Annotated in this window: 20 protein-coding genes; 10 read left to right on the top strand and 10 right to left on the bottom strand. The window is 50.1% G+C overall.

The genetic code is table 11. The features are described from left to right. Positions 1-43 precede the first annotated feature (43 nt). Entirely contained in the window at positions 44-838 is a 795-nt protein-coding gene (locus tag ACSTTG_RS04150) for a cytochrome C assembly family protein (RefSeq protein WP_438459179.1), read from the bottom strand. A 214-nt stretch (positions 839-1,052) separates the two neighbouring features. Here ACSTTG_RS04150 and ffh point away from each other — a divergent pair, with 214 nt between their 5' ends. From ffh to rplS, 5 genes are all read left to right on the top strand, one after another. Further along, a complete protein-coding gene (ffh, locus tag ACSTTG_RS04145; RefSeq protein WP_438459178.1) occupies positions 1,053-2,435 on the top strand; it encodes a signal recognition particle protein in 1,383 nt (460 codons plus the stop codon). Between the two features lie 222 nt (positions 2,436-2,657). Then, a complete protein-coding gene (gene rpsP / locus ACSTTG_RS04140; RefSeq protein WP_005379962.1) occupies positions 2,658-2,906 on the top strand; it encodes a 30S ribosomal protein S16 in 249 nt (82 codons plus the stop codon). 18 nt (positions 2,907-2,924) lie between these two features. Then, a complete protein-coding gene (gene rimM, locus ACSTTG_RS04135; RefSeq protein ID WP_438459177.1) occupies positions 2,925-3,473 on the top strand; it encodes a ribosome maturation factor RimM in 549 nt (182 codons plus the stop codon). Between the two features lie 24 nt (positions 3,474-3,497). Next, positions 3,498-4,241, top strand: a complete 744-nt coding sequence (trmD, locus tag ACSTTG_RS04130) for a tRNA (guanosine(37)-N1)-methyltransferase TrmD (RefSeq protein ID WP_438459176.1) — start codon at positions 3,498-3,500, stop codon at positions 4,239-4,241. Between the two features lie 53 nt (positions 4,242-4,294). After that, positions 4,295-4,648 (top strand): 50S ribosomal protein L19, encoded by a 354-nt coding sequence (rplS, locus tag ACSTTG_RS04125; protein WP_164649137.1) that lies wholly within the window; start codon positions 4,295-4,297, stop codon positions 4,646-4,648. 331 nt (positions 4,649-4,979) lie between these two features. Here the strand turns inward: rplS and yacG are convergent, their stop codons facing one another. From yacG to nadC, 8 genes are all read right to left on the bottom strand, one after another. Then, positions 4,980-5,177: a DNA gyrase inhibitor YacG gene (yacG, locus tag ACSTTG_RS04120; RefSeq protein ID WP_438473862.1), complete on the bottom strand. Its 198-nt coding sequence runs from the start codon at positions 5,175-5,177 to the stop codon at positions 4,980-4,982. Positions 5,178-5,213: 36 nt separating this feature from the next. Further along, positions 5,214-5,954 carry a cell division protein ZapD gene (zapD, locus tag ACSTTG_RS04115; protein WP_438473861.1) on the bottom strand — a complete coding sequence of 247 codons (741 nt, stop codon included), beginning with the start codon at positions 5,952-5,954 and terminating at the stop codon, positions 5,214-5,216. 26 nt (positions 5,955-5,980) lie between these two features. Next, positions 5,981-6,601: a dephospho-CoA kinase gene (coaE, locus tag ACSTTG_RS04110; RefSeq protein WP_438473860.1), complete on the bottom strand. Its 621-nt coding sequence runs from the start codon at positions 6,599-6,601 to the stop codon at positions 5,981-5,983. 4 nt (positions 6,602-6,605) lie between these two features. Next, positions 6,606-7,472, bottom strand: a complete 867-nt coding sequence (locus ACSTTG_RS04105) for a prepilin peptidase (protein WP_438473859.1) — start codon at positions 7,470-7,472, stop codon at positions 6,606-6,608. A gap of 79 nt (positions 7,473-7,551) precedes the next feature. Next, positions 7,552-8,778 carry a type II secretion system F family protein gene (locus tag ACSTTG_RS04100; RefSeq protein ID WP_438473912.1) on the bottom strand — a complete coding sequence of 409 codons (1,227 nt, stop codon included), beginning with the start codon at positions 8,776-8,778 and terminating at the stop codon, positions 7,552-7,554. Between the two features lie 9 nt (positions 8,779-8,787). Then, on the bottom strand, positions 8,788-10,473 hold the full coding sequence (gene pilB / locus ACSTTG_RS04095; RefSeq protein WP_438473858.1) for a type IV-A pilus assembly ATPase PilB: 1,686 nt from the start codon (positions 10,471-10,473) through the stop codon (positions 8,788-8,790). Positions 10,474-10,476: 3 nt separating this feature from the next. Then, positions 10,477-10,920 (bottom strand): pilin, encoded by a 444-nt coding sequence (locus ACSTTG_RS04090; RefSeq protein ID WP_438473857.1) that lies wholly within the window; start codon positions 10,918-10,920, stop codon positions 10,477-10,479. A 356-nt stretch (positions 10,921-11,276) separates the two neighbouring features. Next, a complete protein-coding gene (gene nadC, locus ACSTTG_RS04085) occupies positions 11,277-12,164 on the bottom strand; it encodes a carboxylating nicotinate-nucleotide diphosphorylase (RefSeq protein WP_438473856.1) in 888 nt (295 codons plus the stop codon). 137 nt (positions 12,165-12,301) lie between these two features. Here nadC and ampD point away from each other — a divergent pair, with 137 nt between their 5' ends. Next, positions 12,302-12,862 carry a 1,6-anhydro-N-acetylmuramyl-L-alanine amidase AmpD gene (gene ampD / locus ACSTTG_RS04080; RefSeq protein ID WP_438459166.1) on the top strand — a complete coding sequence of 187 codons (561 nt, stop codon included), beginning with the start codon at positions 12,302-12,304 and terminating at the stop codon, positions 12,860-12,862. Between the two features lie 32 nt (positions 12,863-12,894). Here ampD and fldB read toward each other — a convergent pair whose 3' ends face one another. After that, complete coding sequence (fldB, locus tag ACSTTG_RS04075) at positions 12,895-13,413, bottom strand: flavodoxin FldB (RefSeq protein WP_438459165.1); 519 nt, start codon at positions 13,411-13,413, stop codon at positions 12,895-12,897. A gap of 243 nt (positions 13,414-13,656) precedes the next feature. Here fldB and xerD point away from each other — a divergent pair, with 243 nt between their 5' ends. The 4 genes from xerD (at position 13,657) to pdhR (ending at position 18,336) form a co-directional block, all read left to right on the top strand. Next, positions 13,657-14,559 (top strand): site-specific tyrosine recombinase XerD, encoded by a 903-nt coding sequence (gene xerD / locus ACSTTG_RS04070; protein WP_438459279.1) that lies wholly within the window; start codon positions 13,657-13,659, stop codon positions 14,557-14,559. Positions 14,560-14,587: 28 nt separating this feature from the next. Then, positions 14,588-15,370, top strand: a complete 783-nt coding sequence (locus ACSTTG_RS04065) for a DsbC family protein (protein WP_438473855.1) — start codon at positions 14,588-14,590, stop codon at positions 15,368-15,370. A 57-nt stretch (positions 15,371-15,427) separates the two neighbouring features. After that, on the top strand, positions 15,428-17,167 hold the full coding sequence (gene recJ / locus ACSTTG_RS04060) for a single-stranded-DNA-specific exonuclease RecJ (RefSeq protein ID WP_438473854.1): 1,740 nt from the start codon (positions 15,428-15,430) through the stop codon (positions 17,165-17,167). Between the two features lie 401 nt (positions 17,168-17,568). After that, positions 17,569-18,336, top strand: a complete 768-nt coding sequence (pdhR, locus tag ACSTTG_RS04055) for a pyruvate dehydrogenase complex transcriptional repressor PdhR (protein WP_438459162.1) — start codon at positions 17,569-17,571, stop codon at positions 18,334-18,336. Positions 18,337-18,349: the final 13 nt, after the last annotated feature.

Below are 18,349 nucleotides of genomic sequence, written 5' to 3'. Positions count from 1 at the left end.
TGTTTGAGCACAGCGTGAGTGTCAAGTGAAAGTTTTTGTGCCGTTAAGACAGGATGATCTCTTTGACAAAGCGGCTGCCGAAATAGGCCAGAGTCAGTAGACCAGCCCCCACTAAGGCAAACCAGGTGACCTTTTTGCCCCGCCAGCCGCGTTGGTAGTGTCCCCACAGCACCACGACGTAAACTACCCAGGCAATCAAAGACAAAATCGCTTTGTGCGCCTTGCCTTGGGCAAACATATCGTAGACGAACCCATAGCCAGTGAGCAGGGTGGCCGTGAGGAGCACCGTACCAATGACAATGATACGAAACAGTTGACGCTCAACGAGCATTAAAGGGGGCAGGTTGGGGTTAATCGCCAGTGCCTTTTTCTGCTTCAGCTTCTCATCCAACCAAGCCAGTTGCAGCGCATACAGTGCCCCGATAGTCAGGGTCGAATAAGCGAATAGCGCCAGCGAGATATGGATTAATAGCTTGGGCGTGTGCTCAAGGTGGGTGATAAAGGCACCGGGAATAAAGGCAGAGGTCAGCAGGTTGATGATGGCAAACCCGTAAGCCACTGGAAGCAAAAACCACACCCGCATCTTGAGCATGGCGCCAGTCAGCACCACACTTATGATAAAACTGATCAAGGTAGCCACATTGAGAATGCGCAGGTTCTGGCCTGAGTCGGCTAAGATCAGGTCACCGATAAGCCACCCATGTAAAATCAGCGCCAGAACAGCACTGATAAATACTGTTTTAGACCGGATGCCCGTTTGCTGGAGCAAGCCCGGTATGATGGTGGCAATGGCTGCGCCGTAGCACAGTGCGGCAGCAACAGCGATAATTTGATCCATGGTGGTAAGACAGTTCTCTGCGTCATTGAGTAACAACACCCGCTTAAAACGGGGCGCGAATTGTCGTTATTATAACCTGCATCAATGCGTGGGGCTATCAGCAATCTGCTTGATTATTGAGTGATTTGGGTAGTGATCACCCTGCAAAGCTGTGAAGCTTGAGTTGGCTAATGTATACTCGCTGCAATGATCGCACAAAAGCGAAGAGAGAAAGATGTTTGATAATTTAACGGATCGTTTATCCAAGACGCTGAAAAACCTCAGTGGCAAAGGTCGACTGACCGAAGACAATATAAAGGACACCCTGCGTGAAGTGCGCATGGCGTTGCTTGAGGCGGACGTTGCGCTGCCGGTTGTTCGTGACTTCATCAAGCGCGTCAAAGAAGGTGCGGTAGGTGTTGAGGTTTCTAAATCTCTGACCCCTGGTCAAGAGTTCATTAAGATTGTTCAGCGTGAGCTGGAAGCGGTGATGGGGGAGTCGAATGAGGCTCTTAACCTTGCGGCGCAGCCACCGGCGGTGATCTTGATGGCGGGTTTGCAAGGTGCGGGTAAAACCACCAGTGTCGGCAAACTGTCTAAGCTACTTAAAGAGCGCGACAAGAAAAAAGTCCTAGTCGTCTCTGCTGACGTGTATCGCCCTGCGGCGATCAAGCAGCTTGAAACGCTAGCGAGTGATATTGGCGTTGATTTCTTCCCATCGACGGCGGATCAAAAGCCGATTGATATCGCTAACGCGGCTATCGATCACGCCAAGAAGAAATTCTATGACGTGCTGATCGTCGATACCGCCGGTCGCTTAGCGATCGACGAAGACATGATGGCAGAGATCAAAGATCTTCATAGCGCTATCACCCCAGTTGAGACGCTGTTTGTAGTCGATGCCATGACAGGCCAAGATGCGGCGAATACTGCCAAGGCGTTTGGCGATACGCTGCCACTCACCGGTGTGATCCTGACCAAGGTCGATGGTGATGCGCGTGGTGGTGCGGCGCTGTCGGTGCGTCATATCACAGGTAAGCCAATCAAGTTCCTTGGTGTGGGTGAGAAGACTGACGCTCTAGAGCCGTTCCACCCAGATCGTATCGCATCGCGCATTCTTGGTATGGGTGATGTGCTGTCGCTTATCGAAGATCTGCAGCGTAACGTTGACCAAGATAAAGCTGAAAAACTGGCGAAGAAGTTCAAAGAGAAGAAAGGCTTTGACCTTGAGGACTTTCGCGAGCAGCTCGGTCAGATGCAAAACATGGGCGGCATGATGGGCATGATGGATAAGCTGCCGGGCATGGGTAACCTGCCAGACAATGTCAAAGACCAAGTTGATGACAAGATGTTTAAGCAGATGGAAGCCATCATCAACTCGATGACGATGAAAGAGCGTCAGCGCCCAGAGATCATCAAAGGCTCACGTAAGAAGCGTATTGCCGCGGGTTCTGGTACCCAAGTGCAAGACGTGAACCGCCTTCTCAAGCAATTCACTCAGATGCAGAAGATGATGAAGAAGATGCAGAAGGGTGGCATGAAAGGTATGATGCGCAACATGCAAGGTATGATGGGCGGCATGGGCGGAGGCGGCGGCTTCAACCCCTTTGGTCGTTAATTGAGCATAACGCTCAATTCATCATATTTAGTTTCAAGGTGTTAGCTGACTCACAGTTTGGCCGTAGGGCGAATGTTGGTGAAAAAGTAGCTAAACACCTTGCATTGGTCGGGAATAAGAGTAAAATTCCCGAGCTTTAATTTGGCACGAGACCCCAACCTGTTCAGTTTTTTGAGCAGAATTTGGGGTTAATTTTATTTTTGAGAAAGCAAAGAGGACGACATGGTAACCATTCGTTTGGCACGTCACGGCGCTAAGAAGCGTCCATTTTATCAAATCGTAGTAGCGGACAGCCGCAATGCTGCAACTGGCCGTTTCATCGAGAAAGTTGGTTTCTTCAACCCAACTGCTAAAGGTCAAGAAGAAGGTCTACGTCTAGACCTAGATCGCGTTAACCACTGGGTTGGTCAAGGCGCATCTGTATCTGACCGCGTAGCTAAGCTAGTTAAAGACGCTCAAAAAGCGGCTTAATTGAACAGCTTAAAATCGATGGAAGGTAAAGAAACTATGAGCAAGCAAGACGAAAAAATTGTTGTAGGCAAGTTTGGTGCTACCTATGGCATTCGCGGCTGGCTTAAGGTTTTCTCTTTCACAGATGATTCTGAAAGTATTTTTGATTACGCCCCTTGGTACATTAACCAAAAGGGTAAGTGGGTCGAGTGCAAAGTAGAAAGCTGGAAGCGCCATAACAAAGGTATGGTGGCAAAGCTGGAAGGTCTAGATGTTCGTGAAGACGCGCACCTACTGACTAACTTTGAAATCGCTATTGACCCGGCAACCCTGCCTGAACTGTCAGAAGATGAATTCTACTGGCGTGAATTGTTCGGTATGCAAGTGGTGACCACAAAAGGCTACGACCTTGGTGTTGTAACCGACATGTTGGAAACCGGCTCGAACGATGTTTTGGTAGTTAAAGCCAATCTAAAAGATGCTTTTGGACAAAAGGAACGGTTAATCCCGTACCTTGAAGAGCAAGTGATCATCAAAGTTGATCGCGAAGCTCAACGGATCGAAGTTGACTGGGATCCTGGATTCTAACTCCAAGTAATAAGGCGATTGAGCATGTGGGTTGGCGTAATTAGCCTGTTTCCTGAAATGTTCCGCAGTGTTACTGACTATGGAGTAACAGGTCAAGCGGTTAAAAAAGGTCTCTTATCGATTGAGACATGGAATCCTCGCGATTTCACTCACGATAAGCATCGCACTGTCGATGACAGACCTTACGGTGGTGGACCGGGTATGCTAATGATGGTACAGCCTTTGCGCGACGCCATTCACGCTGCCAAACAGGCCGCACCGGGTAAGACGAAGGTAATCTACCTGTCACCTCAAGGTCGTAAACTCGACCAACAGGGTGTCGAAGAGCTGGCAACCAATGAGAATTTGCTTCTGATTTGTGGCCGTTATGAAGGGGTAGATGAGCGCATCATTCAATCTGAGGTTGACGAAGAATGGTCAATCGGTGATTTTGTGATGACGGGTGGTGAAATCCCCGCCATGACGTTGATTGATTCCGTGTCCAGGTTTGTACCTGATGTACTGGGAGATTTCGCGTCAGCAGAAGAGGACTCTTTTGCAAATGGTTTGTTGGATTGTCCCCATTACACGCGTCCTGAAGTGTTGGATGGACAGGAAGTACCGGCGGTACTGAAGTCTGGCAATCACAAGGACATTCGTCGCTGGCGATTAAAGCAATCGCTAGGCCGTACTTGGCTAAGAAGACCAGAGCTCCTGGAAAACCTAGCTCTGACTGACGAACAGGAACAATTGTTGGTTGAGTTCGTGAAAGAACATCGAGCTCGTTAAAGCAGCCAGCAACCTATTTAAATTAGTATCAGTTTATTCTAGGAATTTAAAAAATGAGTAACATCATCAAAGCTCTTGAGCAAGAGCAAATGAAACAAGACCTACCTACATTCGCACCTGGTGACACTGTAGTAGTTCAAGTTAAAGTAAAAGAAGGTGACCGTGAGCGTCTACAGGCGTTCGAAGGCGTTGTAATCGCAATCCGTAACCGTGGCCTTCACTCAGCATTCACAGTTCGTAAGATCTCGAACGGTGAAGGTGTTGAGCGTACGTTCCAAACTCACTCTCCAATGGTTGATAGCATTGAAGTTAAACGCCGCGGTGCAGTACGTCGTGCCAAACTGTACTACCTACGTGAGCGTTCTGGTAAGTCAGCTCGTATTAAAGAGAAACTTGCTAAGAAGTAATGCTATTAATAGCGTTCTCATAGAAACGGAGACCTTCGGGTCTCCGTTTTTTTTTTTTGCCGTTTTAGCGGCAAAAAAACAGGGGCGGGTAACGAGTACGCTACGCTTCGAGGAAATCAAGGTACGAGTAACGAGGACACTTCGTTTCGAGGAACGAGGTGTTCAGAGGTTGTGGTAATTTAATTGCCTAAAAAAGTATCATTACCATCGTTGTGACCTTACTGAGATTGTAGACACCTAGGTGCTTTTTATAATGGGAGTGCCGAATCTACTCAGTGTGACTCAATACTCGTTCCCCGTAGGGCGTTAGCCCGTCCCCGAACCTCGCTACTTAATAAGGGTCTTCCGACCACCCATCCGCATCCGACATATCCGGCGCGCCTGGAATACTGTTTTCTTCATCCGCCCATTCGCCAAAGTCGATCATCTGGCACTGCTTGCTGCAAAATGGGCGGTGAGGGCTTTGCTCGCCCCATACGACATCCTTGCCGCATTGTGGGCAAGGGACGACGGTGGTTTTCTTGGTCATAACTAACTCTGTGGTGATGGTGAACTCTTTATAAGCTTAGCTACAAACAGCCAGCTCAAAGGTAATGTTTTGGTTGACGGCTTGGCCGGTGCGAAAGTCGAGGAACTTGATCGCGAAGCGGTTCTTGTGACCTGAGATCATTGGGTAGGCGCCGTAATGGATTGGGATATTCAGGCGCAGGATATTGGCTTCCTCGGCATCGCTCTGGAAAAAGCCATTGGTCGCCAGTTGCTCGCGAAAGTGCCCGGTCTCGCGGGTGAGCTTTAGCCACAAGTGTAGGGCATCTTTTAACGGCTCTAGGCTCTTCAGCCAGCGCTGAACATCGCCTTGTTTGTTGTCATTATCGAGGTGTAACCAATGGTGCAGTGCCGGTAGGTCAAAACAGCATGCGCCACCAGGGAGATTGAAGCGCTGGCGAATGGTGCTTAAGAAGCGGTCTTCTTTGAGTGAGTGACCAAAGCGCTCAGCCGAGAGAAGGCTTGAGTGGACAATATCGATATCGGTGAGGATGGTGCGCAGGATCTCTTGATTGACCCCCTCGATATTAAGCCAACTTTTGTAGGCCTGACGCTGCTTCTCGATATCTTTCGCCAGCTCGCTTTTTAGCTGGATTTGGTCGAAGATCTCGAGCAAATCAAACAGTGAGCGAAAGAACAACAGATGCTGATCACGCATGTCTAAACACGACGAAGAGTTCAAAGTATTGAGCAAGGATTCCACTCGCAGGTAGATGCGGGTCTTTTCATTCAGTGGGTGTTCAAACTTTGATGTACTCATTCATTCGCCTTCGTTTCAACCGTGCGTTACAACTTCCCTTGCTGGCTGATTGTAGTAAGTTCGACAAACCGAGTATGCAGCTTCTCGACTTGCGGTAATAAACTGTTGGGATTGCTATTATTTTTAATGATCTCGTCGGCAATAGCCAGTCTTTCTTGTCGATTTGCTTGAGAGTTGACAATGTTAAGCGCTTGTTCACGCGAGACGCCATCGCGAGCCATGGTTCTTTGCAATTGAGTCTCTTGATCCACATCAACCACCAGCACACAATCTGCCATTGATTGCAGCCCGCCCTCCACCATCAATGGGATAACCAAGAGGACATAATCTGACTGCGCCTTGGTTATCTGATACGCCATTTCTTGGCGGATCAATGGGTGCAGGGTCTGGTCGAGCCAGGCCTTTTGCTCTGCCGAGGAAAACACTATCTCGCGCAACTGGCGACGATCCAGTGTGCCATCTGCGTGTAGGATTTTATCCCCAAATCGAGCGACAATCGCTGCCAGTCCTTGGGTATTTGGCTCAACAACTTGGCGCGCAATAATGTCGGCGTCAATGATATCGATATTAAAGTGTTGATGAAAGAGATCAGCAACGGTGGTTTTACCACTGGCGATACCGCCAGTGAGTCCAACAACAAATGGCATACAGTTACCTTGTAAGAAACGACCAGTACAGAGAGAGAATGTCATCGCCCCACAGCATAGTGATCCAACCGGCAATAGCCAGATAGGGACCAAAGGGGAAGGCTTTTTCGATGCCTTGTTTACTCAGGCGCAACTGGATCACGCCGAACACAACCCCAACCATAGAGGAGAACAAAATGATCATCGGCAGGGCTTGCCAGCCGAGCCAGGCACCCAATGCGGCGAGAAGCTTAAAGTCTCCATAGCCCATCCCTTCTTTGCCTGTCAGCAGCTTAAATGCCCAATAGAGGCTCCATAGTGATAAATAGCCCGCCATGGCGCCTATGATGCTATCGGTTAAACTGACTGGACTGATAGCAAGAAGGGAGAGTGTAATCCCACCCCACATCAGGGGCAGGGTCAGTTGGTCAGGCAGCAGCATCGTATCCAAGTCGATAAAGGTCAGTGCGATCAGGACAAAGGTCAGAGCAAGGGCGGCCAGGGTGTAGTAGCTAAAGCCCATGTGCTGAGCAACCAAGTACGCGCTCAATGCCGATAGCAGCTCTATCAGTGGGTAACGCACACTGATGCTCGCTTGGCAGTGGTGGCATCGCCCACGCAGCAGTAGCCAGCTGATCACTGGGATATTATCCACTATCCGAATGCGAGTTTGACATTTGGGACACGTCGAGTGGGGCTTGCTGAGTGTGAGCTCTTCAGTGGGTGGCGTGATCTTGTATTCAGGAAAATAGTCAGCGCACTCTCGGCGCCAGTCGAGCTCCATCATTTTCGGCAGCCGATAGATGACCACATTGAGAAAGCTGCCGACGATTAGGCCAAACACAGTGGCAAAAACCACGAACAACCACGGATGATAGATAAACACGTCCATAAATGCGCTCAAAATAAAAAGGGGGATCCACAAGTCAAATCTTCACTTGCTCTACCAAAAGCTCACTCTAGAGCCGTCACTATCCTAGCACATTCATAAGGTTAAATATGGGTAAATACATTGCCAAGATTAATCCACCAATCAGCCCGCCCAAACCTAAAATGATCACTGGCTCTATCACCTTGCCAAGGCTATCGACGCGCTCCTCAACCTCGGTTTGATATAACGATGCACAACGATTAAGCATCTCTTCAAGCTGCCCTGATTGCTCACCCACCATCACCATCTGTACCATTTGCTCCGGGATCGCGCCGCTGGTACGCATGGCTGTGTGCAGGGCTATGCCACCGCGGATGTCCAGATAGATCTGTGTGATTGCCTGATGATGATAGGCATTGCCTGAGGTTGCCGCGCTGTTTTGTATCGCGCTGACAATCGGAACCCCAGCCTTGATAGTGGTGGCAAGAGTGCGACTGAACCTAGCCATCGCTGCCTTGAGTAAGATTGAGCCTATGACAGGTGTCTTGAGTATGCCTTTCCAGGTGATGATCTGCACACGTTGGCTGCGCCTGATCCAGTGCCTTATTCCCCAGCTTGCTCCAGCAAGGGTAAGCAATAGTATGAGTGCGTACTGCTGAGTCCACTGTGATAGCTGGATCACCGACTGGGTAAACCAAGGCAGCTGACCACCAAAGCCACGTAACATCGACTCAAATTGGGGGATAACCATAGCGAGCATAAGATAGGTTACCCCCAATGCGGTGATGATGATCATCCCGGGATAGATCAGCGCCTTAGTCACCTGTGTTTTTAATTGCTTACTCCTTTCTCGATAGTCTGCCAGACTTAACATCACCTCCTCGAGCGATCCGGAGTATTCACCACTGGCGATCAAATCAATATACAAATTATCAAACAGCGTACTACTGGCACGCATCGCGCTGGAGAGTGGGGTGCCAGATTCGATAGCAGCTGCGATCTGGCTGATAATCAGGCTGACTTCTCGCTTGCGATAACTGGCGGCGATCAGTTTTAGGGCTGTCACGATCGGTACGCCCGTCTGTAACATCACCGCAAGTTGACGGGTCAGTTGGGTAATATCGGATGCGGTCGCACGATGTGAATATTGTACCCAGAAAGGCGCTCTTCGCTTGCTCAATTTAGTGGTCACAATCTGCTGGCTTTTAAGCCAATCAATCACGTCGCTCGCGCTTGAGGTTACCCGATGACCTGAGCGTGGTTTACCCATCGCATCAATGCCTTGCCAACGATAACGACTCAGGCGCATGAGCATCCTACCTTTAATAAAGAAGGGTTAGAGAAAGAGAACCCGTTGCAGCTCTTCAAAGCTGGTGAGCCCTTGACGCAGTTTATCGATGCCGGCTTGTTTGAGTGGCATCATTCCCTCAGAGATCGCAATAGATTCCAGCTCGATACTACTTGCCCCCTTAAGCAGAGCCTCGGCGAGAGAGGCCGAGAAACTCATCACCTCGTAGATACCCACGCGGCCACGGTAGCCATGAATGCACTCACTACAGCCTTGATGATTGGCTTGATAGATTCCTTCAACCTCAATGACCCCAATTGCTTCAAGACCTGGGGTAATCGATTGAGGTTGCTTGCAGTGTTGACACAGGCGACGAGCCAGTCGCTGGGCAATGAGCAGGCTCAGTGAAGAGGCAAGATTCGCCGCATTAACTCCCATATTGCCCAGGCGAGTGAGTGTTTCTGCTGCTGAGTTGGTGTGCAGGGTTGAGAGCACTAGGTGACCAGTGTGCGCTGCTTTAATCGCGATCTCGGCCGTCTCAATATCGCGGATCTCACCCACCATAATAATGTCTGGGTCTTGACGTAAAAACGCGCGCAGGGCCTCGGCGAAATCAAAGCCTATTTTGGGGCGCACTTGGACTTGATTGATCCCCTCTAGGCGTATTTCAACCGGATCCTCCGCCGTTGAGATGTTGACCATCGAGGTATTGAGGTGCTTAAGCCCAGTATACATAGACACGCTCTTACCACTACCGGTTGGGCCGGTCATGAGGATCAGGCCCTGTGGCTTCGCTAGGGCCGCGAGGTAGCGCTGCTTTTGGTCTTGGGTGTAACCGAGTTTGTTGATATCTAGGCTGGTGGCACGATTGTCGAGTAGGCGCAAGACGATCTTCTCGCCCCAGAGCGTCGGTAAGCTGGAGATACGCAAATCTATCGAAACACTCTCACTTAACCGCAATTTAAGGCGGCCATCTTGCGGCAAGCGTCGCTCAGCAATATTCAGCTGCGCCATGGCCTTGAGGCGCGCTGACAGGCGCTGGCTAAGTTGCACTGACGGCTGCTGGACTTCGGTCAAGATACCGTCGCAACGCAGCCGAATTCGATAAGTGCTCTCATAGGGCTCGAAGTGAATATCGGAGGCCTGTTTAGCCACGGCATCAAGTAACACTTGATTGATGTATTGACTGATCGGCGAGTTATCGAGCTGGGTATCATCGCTGGCATCTTGCTCTTGCTTAGTCAACTCCACCATTTCAGATAATGCCTTGTGATTGACTGGGGCTGAGGTCGTGACTTGAGTCTCGTGCACTTGCCCGAACAAATGGCGGGTCATGGTCTTAATCTCAGCGTAATTTGCCAGCACCCACTCGACCTTAAGGCCTGTCGCGAAACCAAACTCACTCTCCGCCTCCCCACAACAAGGGTCAGCCGCTGCCAAAACCAGTTTGGTGTCGTTATGGCTAACTGGGAGACACTGATAACGCATCACCAACTCTTTAAGGCCAAATGAGCAGCACAACTTAGCGACAGGAGCTTGTTGCAGCTCAACCACCTCAAGGTGAAACAAACGCTGTAGGTGGCTACACAACTGCTGAGCACTAAATATATCAAGCGCCATCAGGGCCTCAACCATGCACACCTGATGATGAGAGGCGAAGGCCAACAAGCTTTGCTCTTGCTCGCGAGTCAGCAGCTTCGCTTGGCGCAAAATAGCGCAGAGATTACTGGCCATAGCTTAACAGTTACTCGGAACGGCTTCTTCGGGAACATTGGTTGCGGTGCATTGCCAACCTTGGCCGTCGGTGCGCTTTAACGTTAGTATTCCCTCATCAGCCATGGAGCCAGAGGTAAAACTAAACTGCAGGGTATTGGTTTCAGGGATACTCACTGTCCCCAAGGTACTTGAGGCAGAGGAGATACCAATTTCGCTAAATACAGTTGCCTGATCATCGGCATCGAAATCCCCATTTTGTAGGATATAGAGCTCGGCTGGCGTGACAGTCGCATTGAGTGTCGCCAAGGCCGCTGAAGCCTCACTTTTGGTTACGTAGCCTTTATACATCGGCAGCGCAATCGCCGAAAGGGCACCAATAATCGCCACCACTATCATCAGCTCAATCAAAGTAAAACCACGGTTCTTAGATGGGGCTATTACGCCTTTTTTTAGCTGTTGCTGCATACTGACTCCGAGTAAATTAGAAGCGGAGTAGCAAGACTAGAAAAGGGATAAGACAATCGCCCGACAGAACAGATAGACCACGCGAGTCAGATTGAGCTAATGATGGTAAGAATTGAGAACCAGAGTGAGAGACTGCGAGCGATTTCACATATGAGAGTCGAGAGGCGAGAATCGAGAGGCGAGAGGTTTGACGCACGCGGTTAATACCCCGCACCTCGGAACGAAGTGAAACCCGCGCCTCGTACCCTAAAGAGAGAGGCGAGAATCAGGAGGCGAGAAAATCAACGTGCGTGGTTGACTCCTCGCACCTCGGAACGAAGTGTACCCCGCCCCTCGAACCTTTATTTCTCGAACCTTTATTGAAAGCGCATGGAGAGGTCCATCGCTTTGAGGTGTTTGGTCAGCGCGCCAACCGAAATATAGTCCACACCCGTTTCGGCAAATTCGCGGATGGTTTCTAGCGTGACATTACCTGAGTTTTCTAGTGCTGCACGCCCGGCATTGATTGCGACGGCTTCGCGCATCATGTCGGTGGTAAAGTTATCCAGCATGATGATATCGGCGCCAGCATCGATGGCCTCACGCAACTCATCAAGGCTCTCGGTTTCCACTTCCACAGGTTTGCTTGGGGCAAGCGCTTTAGCTGTCTCAATCGCTTGACGAATACCACCACAGGCAATGATGTGGTTTTCTTTGATCAGGTAAGCATCAAATACACCAATGCGGTGGTTGTAGCCACCTCCGCATGCCACGGCGTATTTCAGCGCGCTACGCAGGCCTGGGATGGTTTTACGTGTATCGAGCAGACGGCACTCTGTACCTTCTAGTTGAGCCGCATACTCTGCAGTCGTTGTCGCGCAGCCTGATAGCGTTTGAATAAAGTTCATCGCATTGCGCTCGCCAGTAAGCAGGATGCGTGCAGGTCCGGTTAGGGTGCATAGGGTTTGGTTAGGAATCACCTTGTCGCCATCTTGCACGTGCCAATCGATAGAGACCTCACCACCAAGTTGCTTAAACACCTCATCAGCCCAAGCCTGGCCACAGAAAATACCGTGCTCGCGGGTAATGATGGTGGCAACACTCACGGTATCAGCCGGGATCAGGTTTGCAGTAATGTCCACATTCACATCCAGTGTGCCACCTAAATCTTCACGCAGGGTATCGGCGACCGCTCGGTTGATCTCTTGTGGAAGTTGTTGCTTTAGGTATTCAAGGCGCTCTTGGCTATTGTGTGTGTTTTTCATTGCAAATCTTTATCGTGTGAGACTGTGCGCTGAATGATACGCCGAGCAGGCAAAAAATTCAGCAGATAAATACCGAAAATTTTTCGCGCACGGTAAACTTGGCAAGTGGAAGAGAAAGACTGAGATTGGGGAGCAAGATGATCGATAAGCAAGGCTGGTATCAAGGGGCACGCCATGTCCCCTCAAATCACTGTGACCTGCGCAGCGATGAGCAAGATATCTCGCTGTTAGTGATGCATAACATCAGTTTACCCCCGGGACAATTTGGCGGTCCCTACATTGAGCAGTTTTTTACTGGTAGGCTCGATGCTACTCAGCACCCTTTCTTCGCGCAGATAGCGGCAATGCGCGTATCTGCACACTGCCTGATACGCCGTGATGGAGAGGTTGTGCAGTTTGTCTCTTTCCTCCAGCGAGCCTGGCATGCCGGTCAGTCTTGCTTTGCTGGGCGAGAGAAATGCAATGATTACTCGATTGGCATCGAGCTCGAGGGGAGTGATTACATTGCTTATACCCAGGCACAGTATCAAGCGCTGGCCACGTTAACTCAAGCCTTGATGAGGCGCTTTCCCCAAATTGAGCCGACGCGGATCACTGGTCATCAATACATTGCACCGATGCGCAAAACCGACCCAGGGTTGGTTTTCGACTGGCGAGGGTTTCGCGCTATGTTGGGCAAACAGTCCGTGAGCAAATAATCGCTGAGCAGTGACTCGCTGCTGGGTGCAGGTTAGAGGCTATCTTGATATTCAATCAGGATCTGTTCCATCCAGGCGGCGATGCGTTCATCACTGAGTTCGTACTGTGAATCTTCATCAAGCGCGAGGCCGACAAACTGGCTGCCATCTTCAGTCAGTGCCTTCGAGGCATCAAATTGATAACCCTCAACAGGCCAATAACCAATGACCTTAGCCCCACCTAGCTTAACCTGGTCGTGAAGTAAGCCCATGGCATCAAGAAACCACTCGCCATAGCCTTCTTGATCGCCCAGACCAAACAGTGCAACGGTTTTACCGGCGAGTGAGACATCGCCAATTTGCTCCCATATCGCACTCCAATCTTCTTGGATTTCACCGAAATCCCAAGTGGAAATGCCTAAGATCAGCAGGTCATAGTCCAGCATCTGTGACAGCGGGGTATCTTTAACATTGTGCAGTTCAACCAAGTCTTCACCAAGGATAACCCGCATCTTTTCTGCGGCCATTTCGGTGTAGCAAGTGGTTGAGCCGTAAAACAAACCTATTTTCATTTATTACTTTCACGTTGTTATGATTTGACAGCATCTAAGCATACATTTTTATAGCATTCAAACCGACTCTCGCTTAACCTGTCGCTAAACGATACCCAAGTTAATCTGAGGCCTGTTACCAAGCTGATTGACTTGGCGTACAGCCAAGACGCTGATTGGAAGATTTAGCCTGACTAAGCAAAGCCGTACGTGGTGTCACAACTAAGCAATTCGGAGAACAATGTGACTGAACAAGATAGCGCTATGATGCAGGAAGAGGACTTTGCGACTGTGGAGCGATTCCTCGATGCGATGTGGATGGAGCGTGGCCTGTCAGAGAATACGCTCGCCTCTTATCGCACCGACTTAATCAAGCTCTTACAATGGATGAATGAGCGCAACTTTCGTTTAAGTTTCATTAGCTTGTCGGGATTGCAGGAGTACCAAGGTTGGCTGACGGATAAAGATTACAAGCAATCGTCCCGAGCCAGAATGATCTCGGCAATCCGGCGACTGTTTCAGTATCTACATCGTGAGAAGATGCGCAGTGACGACCCTTCCGCGCTGCTCGTCAGTCCTAAGCTGCCGTCGCGCTTACCCAAAGATTTGTCGGAAGAGCAGGTCGATGCCCTTCTCGAGGCTCCTGATCCCAATGATGCGCTAGAGTTAAGGGACAAGGCGATGCTCGAGCTGCTTTATGCGACCGGCCTGCGCGTGACAGAGTTGGTCAGTTTGACCATGGAGAACATCAGTCTGCGTCAGGGCGTGGTGCGGGTCGTGGGTAAGGGCGGTAAAGAGCGCTTGGTGCCGATGGGAGAAAATGCCGTTGATTGGATTGAAACTTTTATGGCCCAAGGCCGGTCTGAGTTGTTAGGCGAGCAGACCTCGGATGTGGTGTTTCCTAGTCGCCGAGCAAAACAGATGACGCGTCAAACGTTTTGGCATCGGATCAAACACTATGCCGTTCGCGCGCAGATTGACACGGATAAGTTGTCGCCGCACGTATTACGCCATGCATTTGCAACCCACCTGCTGAACTATGGTGCAGACTTAAGGGTCGTACAGATGCTACTAGGTCATAGCGACTTATCCACCACACAAATATACACGCACGTGGCAACAGAAAGGCTCAAGCAAATCCATCATGAGCATCACCCTCGAGCGTAATTTTGATTCAATAATTAGGAATGTAACTATGCGTTTATTACGCCCTTTATCTTTTTTATCCATCGCGCTTTTAGTGGCGGCCTGTAATGCTGAAGAATCCGTCAACGAGACTGCGTCAGCGACTCAACCTGCAGCGGTTGCCGCTGCTGATTTTGACCGCCAAGCTCTGATCGACAAGTTTACTCAATTGCGCCTGCAAGTCCTGGATGTAGTGGCGTCGGATATCGATGGCATGGTGGAAATCCAGACCAGCAGTGGCGTGCTGTTTAGCTCGCTTGATGGGGAGTTTTTTATCGCAGGCACCTTGTATGGCTATGATGCGCAAGGTAACGTTGAGGATGTGATTGCCAAGCGTCAACAGCCGCTTAATGCTGAGTTGATCGAGCAATACACCGACAGCATGATTGAGTTTAAGGCGGACAACGAGAAGCATGTGATGACTGTCTTTACCGATATCACCTGTGGCTACTGCGTGAAGTTGCATGAAGAGATGAGCGACTACAACGATCTTGGTATCACCGTACGCTATTTGGCATACCCTCGTCAGGGGCCGACCGGTCAGGTCGCTGAGCAAATGGCACAGATTTGGTGTGCAGATGACCAGCAAGCGGCGATGCGTGATGGTAAACTTACGCGCAAGTTCCCAGCCAAGACAGACAACTTCGAACAGTGTTTAGCGACAGTACAAGACAATTTTGCTCTTGGTCGCCAACTGGGTATCAACGGCACACCAGCAATGTTTACTACCAAAGGTGAACAGATTGGTGGCTACGTACCAGCCGCTGCACTGTTGCAACAACTTGAACAATGATCAACCTTGAATAAACACCGACACTGAACGATAACCGACAAAGATAAGCCCCGTACTATGATAGAGATACAACGTCGACCTGAGGTCGATATTAGCCAACTGCCAGATAACATCGATCCATTACTAAGACGTTTGTATTTGGCGCGGGGCATTGCTAGCGAGCATCAATTGGTCAAGACCGTGCAAGGTTTGCACACCTATCGAGACCTGCACGGTATCGAGCACGCGGTGGCCTTGCTGTTTGAAGCGATACGAGAAAATAAACGCATTATTGTCGTTGGTGATTTCGATGCGGATGGGGCAACCAGCAGCGCGTTGTCGGTGCTTGCATTGAGAATGCTGGGTTCAAGCAACGTTGATTATCTGGTGCCAAACCGCTTTGAGGATGGCTATGGCTTGAGCCCTGAGGTCGTTGATCAGGTGCTTGAGCTCAATGCAGACCTGATCATGACCGTTGATAATGGTGTGTCCTCGATTGAAGGGGTGCGCTACGCCAAGCAAAATGGGCTGCAGGTACTGGTCACTGACCATCACCTTCCCGGGCATGTGCTGCCTGAGGTCGATGCGATGGTTAACCCGAACCTTAACGAATGTGCGTTCCCGTCAAAGGCGCTCGCTGGGGTCGGAGTGGCTTTCTACCTGATGATGGCGTTGTGTGTGCATATGCGGCAGTCTGGTTGGTTTACCCAGCAAAATGTTGCAGAGCCCAAGTTGATGGAGCTGATTGACCTGGTTGCGCTTGGGACGGTGGCGGACGTGGTGCCGCTTGATGACAACAACCGCATCTTAGTCCATCAAGGCTTGCAGCGCATTCGTGCGGGCAAGGCGAGACCGGGTATTCAGGCATTGATTGACGTGGCCAAGCGCGATGCGCGCAAGCTGGTGGCGGCCGATTTTGGTTTTGCGCTCGGTCCACGTATCAACGCCGCTGGACGCTTGGACGATATGTCGTTTGGGGTTGAGCTTTTGATGTCGAACAACATTCATGCCGCGCGCCGAATGGCCAGTGAATTGGATGGCCTCAATCAGACCCGCAAGGAGATCGAGGCGGGAATGAAACAGGAGGCGATGGCATTTTGCGAGCGTCTTCAGTTCGGTAAAGACAGTGAACTGCCGTATGGTCTGGTGTTGTTTCAGCGCGACTGGCACCAAGGCGTGATTGGTATCTTGGCCTCTCGGATCAAAGAGCAGTTTCATCGTCCTGTGATTGCGTTTGCCGATGGTGGTGATGGGATGATCAAAGGCTCGTGTCGCTCGATCCCGGGGCTGCATATGCGTGACACGCTCGATCGCATTGATACCCAAAATCCAGGCCTGATTGTCAAATTTGGTGGCCATGCCATGGCTGCGGGTCTGACCATTGCCGAGGAAAACTATGATCAATTTGCTCAGTTGTTTGATCAGGCGGTGAAGCAGGATATCGATGAGGCCGCACTGAAAGGCATCGTACTCTCTGATGGTGAACTGCAGCCAGAGCAATATTCGATGCAGACTGCCGAGCTTATCCGCGCTGGTGGCCCTTGGGGCCAAGCGTTCCCTGAGCCGTTATTCGATGGTGAGTTTAAGGTACTGCACCAAAAGCTGGTCGGCGAAAAACACCTAAAATTGATGGTTGAGCCACTGTTTAAAGGTCATACCACAAACATTATGCTTGATGCGATTGCCTTCAATGTCGACCTGCGGCGCTGGCCTGATGCCTCAACAACGCGCGTACGTCTTGCTTATCGCCTAGATATCAACGAGTTTCGTGGTAACTCCTCGTTGCAACTCATGGTTGAGCACATCGAGCCTATCTAGTATTTCGTTATCATCTAGCCATGCACTAGTCATGCAATGTGATCTACAGCACACTTTGTGGGTCATATTGTATGACAAATCTATGAATCTCTTAGTTTCATTTGTATATTTACACACCAAGTAGCGCGTGTGTGAATACTTCATCACTCATTTTCACCTCTCTCGTGCACTTTATTAACACTCTCAAAATACATTTTTCTGATAATTTTCAACTGTCATTAATATTTTCTTAACCACCTTGCTATACGGTTGTGCGATAAATGTTATCAGGCTGTAGTCCTGGATCTCATTCCATGACCTGAATCAATTTTTCACTAGACAAGTTCAAATGTCCTGTGTTAATTTTTTGGTCAGATTCAATTGGTAATACCAATTAACCTTGATGGCAGAGATACAGGACGATGGCTTACCAAAGGATTCGACAGCCGAAGCTCTCCGATGTGATTGAGCAAGAAATAGAGCGGCTGATAGTAGAAGGCACGCTGGCTCCGGGTCAGCAGTTGCCACCCGAGCGCGAGCTTGCGAAGCAATTTGATGTATCTCGCCCATCAATCAGAGAAGCGATTCAGCGCCTTGAGGCCAAGCAGCTTCTTACCCGCCGTCAGGGTGGGGGGACATTTGTCAGTGAGTCGATTGGCAAGAGCTTTTCCAATCCACTGCTCGACTTGTTAGCAAACCATCCCGAAACACAACTGGATTTACTTGAAACACGACATGCAATGGAAGGCATTGCCGCCTATTTTGCCGCCCTGCGTGGCACCAAAGAAGACTTCCAACGCATCGAGCTTAGCCAAGTCGTGATTCAGCAAGAGCAACAAAGTGGTGATATCCGCGCCGAATCAGCGGCCGTGATGCAATTTTTGATCGCCCTGACTGAGGCCGCCCACAATGTGGTGCTGCTGCATGTGGTGCGCAGCCTTGCTCCCCTGCTCGAACAAAATATTTTACAAAATTTAGAACTATTACACCGCCGCAGCGAAGTGGTGGAGAAAGTAAGTAAACACCGAGCCAATATCGTGAAGGCGATAGTTTCGGGTCAGCCTGAGAAGGCGCGCGAAATGTCACATTCACACTTGGCTTATATCGAAGAAACGCTGCTGGATCTCAACCGTGAAGAGTCTCGTCGAGAGCGCTCTTTGCGTCGGATTCAGCGGGGAAATGAGTCGTGATTGACTCGTAACC

It is taken from the genome of Vibrio glycogenivorans (assembly GCF_051660965.1).
Taxonomy (GTDB): Bacteria; Pseudomonadota; Gammaproteobacteria; order Enterobacterales; family Vibrionaceae; genus Vibrio.
Note: the sequence above shows the minus strand (reverse complement) of the source record. Positions and strands in the feature narration are given on the sequence as shown.